7 protein-coding genes are annotated in these 5918 nt (G+C 39.7%); all 7 read left to right on the plus strand.

Annotation, left to right across the window (positions count from 1 at the left end; all coding sequences use genetic code 11):
• The first annotated feature begins 57 nt into the window (after nt 1–57).
• Complete coding sequence (locus RDS42_RS11420) at nt 58–825, plus strand: ParA family protein (RefSeq protein ID WP_177296962.1); 768 nt, start codon at nt 58–60, stop codon at nt 823–825.
• The gene (locus RDS42_RS11425; RefSeq protein ID WP_308783780.1) at nt 825–1763 is read left to right on the plus strand and encodes a ParB/RepB/Spo0J family partition protein; all 939 of its coding nucleotides are present in this window, start codon (nt 825–827) and stop codon (nt 1761–1763) included. Before RDS42_RS11420 ends, RDS42_RS11425 begins: the two co-directional genes overlap by 1 nt.
• 12 nt (nt 1764–1775) lie before the next feature.
• Nucleotides 1776–2315, plus strand: coding sequence for a DUF4446 family protein (locus RDS42_RS11430; RefSeq protein WP_177296964.1), 540 nt, complete (start codon nt 1776–1778; stop codon nt 2313–2315).
• Between the two features lie 26 nt (nt 2316–2341).
• Nucleotides 2342–3637, plus strand: coding sequence for a serine--tRNA ligase (gene serS, locus RDS42_RS11435; protein WP_308783781.1), 1296 nt, complete (start codon nt 2342–2344; stop codon nt 3635–3637).
• Nucleotides 3638–3658: 21 nt separating this feature from the next.
• The gene (locus RDS42_RS11440) at nt 3659–4528 is read left to right on the plus strand and encodes a DUF3881 family protein (RefSeq protein WP_308783782.1); all 870 of its coding nucleotides are present in this window, start codon (nt 3659–3661) and stop codon (nt 4526–4528) included.
• A 108-nt stretch (nt 4529–4636) separates the two neighbouring features.
• The gene (locus tag RDS42_RS11445) at nt 4637–5557 is read left to right on the plus strand and encodes a hypothetical protein (RefSeq protein ID WP_308783783.1); all 921 of its coding nucleotides are present in this window, start codon (nt 4637–4639) and stop codon (nt 5555–5557) included.
• Nucleotides 5558–5574: 17 nt separating this feature from the next.
• Nucleotides 5575–5895, plus strand: coding sequence for a hypothetical protein (locus RDS42_RS11450; RefSeq protein WP_308783784.1), 321 nt, complete (start codon nt 5575–5577; stop codon nt 5893–5895).
• Nucleotides 5896–5918: the final 23 nt, after the last annotated feature.

Here is a 5918-nt window from a genome sequence, read left to right on the forward strand (position 1 = left end):
TAAAAGTGCTATAATAAAATCAACTCTGATATTAAACCCTCAGAAGGAGGTAAAAAATTGGGAAGAATAATAGCAGTAGCAAACCAGAAAGGTGGAGTTGGTAAATCTACTACAGCCATTAATTTATCAGCCTGTCTTGCAGAAAAAGGAAAAAAAGTACTGGCAATTGATATTGACCCGCAGGGAAATACTACCAGTGGATTAGGCGTTGATAAAAATAATGTGGAAAATACTTTGTATGAGCTTTTGTTAGGACAATCCCAGCCAAAAGATACGATTATAAAAGATGTTGTAGAAAATGTTGATTTAATTCCGTCTAATATTAATCTGTCCGGAGCGGAAATAGAATTGATTGGTGTAGATGATAAGGAATATATTTTGAAGAGGATTACGGAAAAAATCCGCAGAAAATATGATTATATTATCATGGATTGTCCGCCATCTTTAAATATGCTGACGATCAATGCTCTTACAGCAGCAACTTCTGTACTGGTTCCGATTCAGTGTGAATATTATGCATTGGAAGGCCTTTCACAGCTGATACATACCATTGACTTGGTAAAGGAGCGTCTGAATAAACGCCTGGTTATGGAAGGTGTTGTATTTACTATGTACGATGCCAGAACAAATCTGTCTTTGCAGGTTGTAGAAAATGTAAAAGATAACCTTCAGCAGAATATTTATAAGACAATTATTCCTAGAAATGTAAGATTGGCAGAGGCTCCCAGCTATGGACAGCCGATCACCATATATGATCCGCGTTCTGCAGGAGCAGAAAGTTATCGCCTTTTAGCAGAAGAAGTAATCAACAGGGAGGGTGAATAATGGCAGCAAAGAAAACTGGGCTTGGCAGAGGACTGGATGCTCTTTTTCCAGATAAAACTGTCACAGCAAAGTCCGGGACAAAGGAAGTAAAGGAAAAAACTACAGTTCACCAGAAGAAAAAAGAAGATTCAGAGCAGGAAAAGATATCAGGCGGACCGATGATGGTAAAAATATCAAGTGTAGAGCCTGATCGTCAGCAGCCCCGAAAGAAATTTGATGAGGATGCATTACTGGAGTTATCAGAATCTATCAAACAATATGGAGTTCTTCATCCGCTTCTTGTATCTGATAAAAAAGGATATTATGAGATCATAGCAGGAGAGAGACGCTGGAGAGCAGCTAAGATGGCAGGACTTAAAGAGATACCTGTTGTCATCAAGGAGTTTTCGGCTCAGGAAGTAGTGGAAATATCTCTGATCGAGAATATTCAGCGGGAAGATCTGAATCCAATAGAAGAAGCTCTGGCTTACAAAAGATTGATTGAAGAGTTTCATTTGAAACAGGATGAAATTGCAGAACGTGTTTCAAAAAGCAGAACAGCAGTGACTAATTCCATGCGTCTTTTGAAACTGGCTCCAAAGGTACAGGAGATGGTTGTTGATGAAATGATCTCAGCAGGACATGCGCGGGCAATTTTAAGTATTTCAGATGCAGAGACCCAGGAAATGGTAGCTTTGAAAGTTTTTGATAATAAATTAAGTGTTCGAGAGACAGAAGATCTTGTACGAAAGATTTTGAAACCTTCAAATAAAAAAGAAAAAGTTTCAAACCCTGCAGAAGATGCAATTTATGAGAGTTTGGAAGAAAAAATGAAAGGGATTACAGGAACACGAGTATTTATCCACAGAAAGAAGAATAATAAAGGTAAAATAGAAATTGAATATTATTCCAGAGAGGATCTGGAACGTATCATTGATCTGTTTGAATCTATTGGATAAAAGGGGTATGCCATGAGTGTTATTTTTGATAATATAGGTATTGATCCCGGAATCATTATCATTTTATTGCTTTTGATCGTTATCATTCTCATTGGCTGTATGATCAGCTACAGTATGAGACTGAAACGTCTGGAGCGAAAGTATAAGATGTTTATGAAGGGAAGCGATGCCCAGTCGCTGGAAAAAACTTTTGTCAGGAAATTTGCACAGATCGACCGCCTTTATGAGGCAAAGGAGGATCATGAGCAGTCTATCAATTCGATCATCAAAAATTTCCGTCTGATCTTCAGCAAATATGGTGTGGAAAAATACGATGCTTTTGATGATGTTGGTGGAAAACTGAGTTTTGCCCTGGCACTTTTGGACAAGGAAAATACAGGGCTGATTCTGAATGCAGTCCACAGTCGTGATAACTGTTTCCTTTATCTGAAAGAAATCGTAAAGGGAGAGTCTTATGTAATGCTTAGCCAGGAAGAGGTAGAAGCCTTAAGAAAAGCTGTAAATTTTGGCTTTGGAGAACTGGACGAAAGTGATGAAGAAAATTTAAAATAAAAGAATATTTTTGAGGAGGAATTATCATGTTAGACATTAAATTTGTCAGAGAGAACCCAGAGGTAGTAAAACAGAATATCAGGAATAAATTCCAGGACAGTAAGCTGGAATTAGTAGATAAGGTTCTGGAACTGGACAAAGAGAACAGAGCCATCAAAGGAGAAGTAGAGGCTCTCAGAGCAGAGAGAAATAAAATTTCCAAACAGATTGGTGCTCTGATGGGACAGGGTAAGCGCGAAGAGGCAGAAGAAGTAAAGAAACAGGTGGCAGCTTCCGGTGCACGTATCGATGAACTTTCTGCAAGAGAAAAAGAAGTAGAGGAAGAACTTCTGAAAGATATGATGGTTATTCCGAACATTATCGATCCGTCTGTTCCGATTGGAAAAGATGACAGTGAAAATGTAGAGGTAGAAAAATATGGTGAGCCGGTTGTTCCGGATTTTGAAGTTCCGTATCATACAGAAATTATGGAAGCTTTTGACGGAATTGATCTGGACAGCGCAAGACGAGTTGCAGGAAATGGATTCTATTATCTGATGGGAGATATTGCAAGACTTCACTCTGCAGTTATTTCCTATGCCCGTGATTTTATGATCAACAGAGGCTTTACTTACTGTGTTCCGCCTTTTATGATCAGAAGCAACGTAGTAACAGGTGTTATGAGCTTTGCTGAAATGGATGCTATGATGTACAAGATCGAGGGAGAAGACCTGTATCTGATCGGTACAAGTGAGCATTCTATGATCGGTAAATTTATCGATCAGATCATTCCGGAACAGGAACTGCCAAAAACACTGACCAGCTATTCTCCATGCTTCCGTAAAGAAAAAGGCGCCCATGGTCTGGAGGAAAGAGGCGTTTATCGTATTCATCAGTTTGAAAAGCAGGAAATGATCGTTGTCTGCAAGCCGGAAGAAAGTAAAATGTGGTTTGATAAATTATGGCAGAATACGGTAGATTTGTTCCGTTCTCTTGATATTCCGGTTCGTACACTGGAATGCTGTTCCGGTGATCTTGCAGATCTTAAAGTGAAATCTGTTGACGTAGAGGCATGGTCTCCAAGACAGAAGAAATATTTTGAGGTAGGAAGCTGTTCTAATCTGGGCGATGCTCAGGCACGTCGTCTGAAAATCCGCGTAAACGGTGAGGATGGTAAGAAATATCTGGCTCATACATTAAATAACACAGTTGTTGCACCGCCAAGAATGCTGATTGCTTTCCTGGAAAACAACCTGAATGCAGATGGCTCTGTAAATATTCCGGAAGCACTTCAGCCATACATGGGCGGTATGAAGAAGATTGAAAAGAAAACCCGTGCATAAAACGGGTATGGAGGTGTTTTGGTGCACAGTTATCTGAGAGCAGTTGGTTTTTCCGATATAAAAAGCAGGGAAGGGATTAAAGAGATCATCGGAGATACGGTAAGAAACTACGATGAGAAAGTGGCGGTAGAAGATCATACGGATGGAGTTTTTGTGGAGTTTTCCAAAAACTATGGATGTGACTGCGGCATTACTGTGTGTGGACAGTATGATGAATATAATCGCTTCCATGTAGATTATTATTTTCCTTTTTTCCGGGGAACAGGGATCACCACGCAGGAGCAGGTAACTGTGGAAAGACATCTGGATAAAGAGTCTTTTGCAGGAGCCTGCGATGATCTGAGAATCGGGATCACACTGATATTTTATCTTCAGGATGCGGCAGAATATCTGAGAGAAAAGGCAAAAGGAAATTTCGGCGGACAGCCGCTGACTTTATCCGGTCTGGCAAAGGAAGGAAGAATTCTTCTTCCTGCCCTGAAGGACAAGGAGGCAGTGAAGGTAGAACAGGAGATCACCAGAAACCGGAATCATCTTATGGCTGCAGCACGGGATGGCGATCAGGAAGCAATGGAAAACCTGACCATGGAAGATATGGATACATATTCCATGATCGCACAGAGAATTGGGAAAGAAGATGTATTTTCTATTGTTGATTCCTATTTTATGCCTTATGGAATACAGTGCGATCAGTACAGTATTCTTGGAGAAATTATGGATTTTCATTCTTTCAAAAATATTTTAACAGGAGAAGAAATTTTGCAGATGACCGTAGAATGTAATAATCTGCAGTTTGACGTCTGTATTAACAAAAAAGATCTCCTTGGAGAGCCTGAAGTGGGAAGAAGATTAAGAGCAAATATCTGGCTTCAGGGACACCTGCATTTTTAGAAATTCTGTTTGAAATAAAACAGATGGAAACAATTTGCAGAAGATACCCAGAGATTATGTCGTCTGCCGGATACTCCGGTAGGCGATTTTTGCTAAAGGAGGTACGGAATGAATCGGGCAAATGTCAGTTTTACATTTCTGGATCGTGTAACAGAAGTGGAATTAAATGTACGGGACGGAAGATGGCAGTCTGCACTGGCACTGGCGCTGACACTTCCTGATATCTGCGGGGGAATTGCTTTTCCGGACATTGTAAAGAGATATCGAGATGGACGCATTATACTGGATCGACAGAAAAATCCTACTCGTGACGTAGGAGCACAGTATATTAGATGGTTTGATGAATTTGCAGGTGATTTTTTTAAGATTTCATCAGAGGATAAGGCACCTTATATTTGCGGAGAAAGATGCTGGCAGCTTCGCTGCGAATATCTTCATCAGAATAAAGGATTCTTTAATGATGAAAACAGCAGCCATATCCATTTTCATCTGGGAATTAATTGTGGTTCGTCAGTATGTCAGCTGGATCAGCAGGAAATCCAGAATGGAGATGTACGGATTGATATTGAACAGTTTTGTATCCGAATGTGCAGGGCGGCCAGAAGCTACTATGAAGCTGCACACAAGGAAAAGGATTTCAGCCTTTATAATACGCCGGTACTGGACTTTATCCAGGCAGGACAGGGAACAAGAACAAATCCTTTGCTCGCGATTTTGTGTGAGGATACAAGGTATGCAAGAGGACTGTCAATAGCTGTAAAATCTGTTTCTGCTCAGGGTTTGATTTTTTCATCAATAGAAGAAGCCCGGAAAAAATTAGGAAGACGAAACCCTGTTGTCTGGATTGTAATGGATGAAGTGATAAAAGAAAATGAACAGGAATGGAAAAAGAGCAGAAAACGACCGATGATCCTTCTAACCGGAAATCCACAAAAATATATTCAATCTGAACAGGATAAGCTGACAGTTCTTACATTACCTGTAAAACCGGAAGAACTGCGAAAGGCTATCAGACAATATCTGCAGTAAAGGGAGGCGGATCAATTATGAAATATCTGATTTCAGGAATATTTGTTTTACTCATTGCAGTACTTATCATTTTTTTGAAGAAAAAGGATGGCCAGATAAAACTGCTCAGAGAGCAGTTAAAAGAATCACAGAACCGAAATCTGGCAGTACAGTCAAAAACATCTGAAACAAAGGCTCTTTGCGATATGATATGGAAATATGGAAATCTGGTTCATTTGTATGCCTCTCTGACAGTAGAGGAGGCGGAGATGGATTCCATAAAAGAAAAACAGAAAGAGATTATAACAGAAACAGAAAAAGTGCTGGAGCAGGTGAAAATATATATTTCAGAAAAATGAATATCTAAAGACATTGTAAAAAA

The organism is uncultured Blautia sp. (assembly GCF_902497045.1).
Classification (GTDB): Bacteria; Bacillota; Clostridia; order Lachnospirales; family Lachnospiraceae; genus Blautia_A.

Coding starts and splice junctions, on each gene's coding strand:
- RDS42_RS11425 (WP_308783780.1), top strand. CDS start 825: ATGGCAGCAAAGAAAACTGGGCTTGGCAGAGGACTGGATGCTCTTTTT.
- RDS42_RS11450 (WP_308783784.1), top strand. CDS start 5,575: ATGAAATATCTGATTTCAGGAATATTTGTTTTACTCATTGCAGTACTT.
- serS (WP_308783781.1), top strand. CDS start 2,342: ATGTTAGACATTAAATTTGTCAGAGAGAACCCAGAGGTAGTAAAACAG.
- RDS42_RS11430 (WP_177296964.1), top strand. CDS start 1,776: ATGAGTGTTATTTTTGATAATATAGGTATTGATCCCGGAATCATTATC.
- RDS42_RS11445 (WP_308783783.1), top strand. CDS start 4,637: ATGAATCGGGCAAATGTCAGTTTTACATTTCTGGATCGTGTAACAGAA.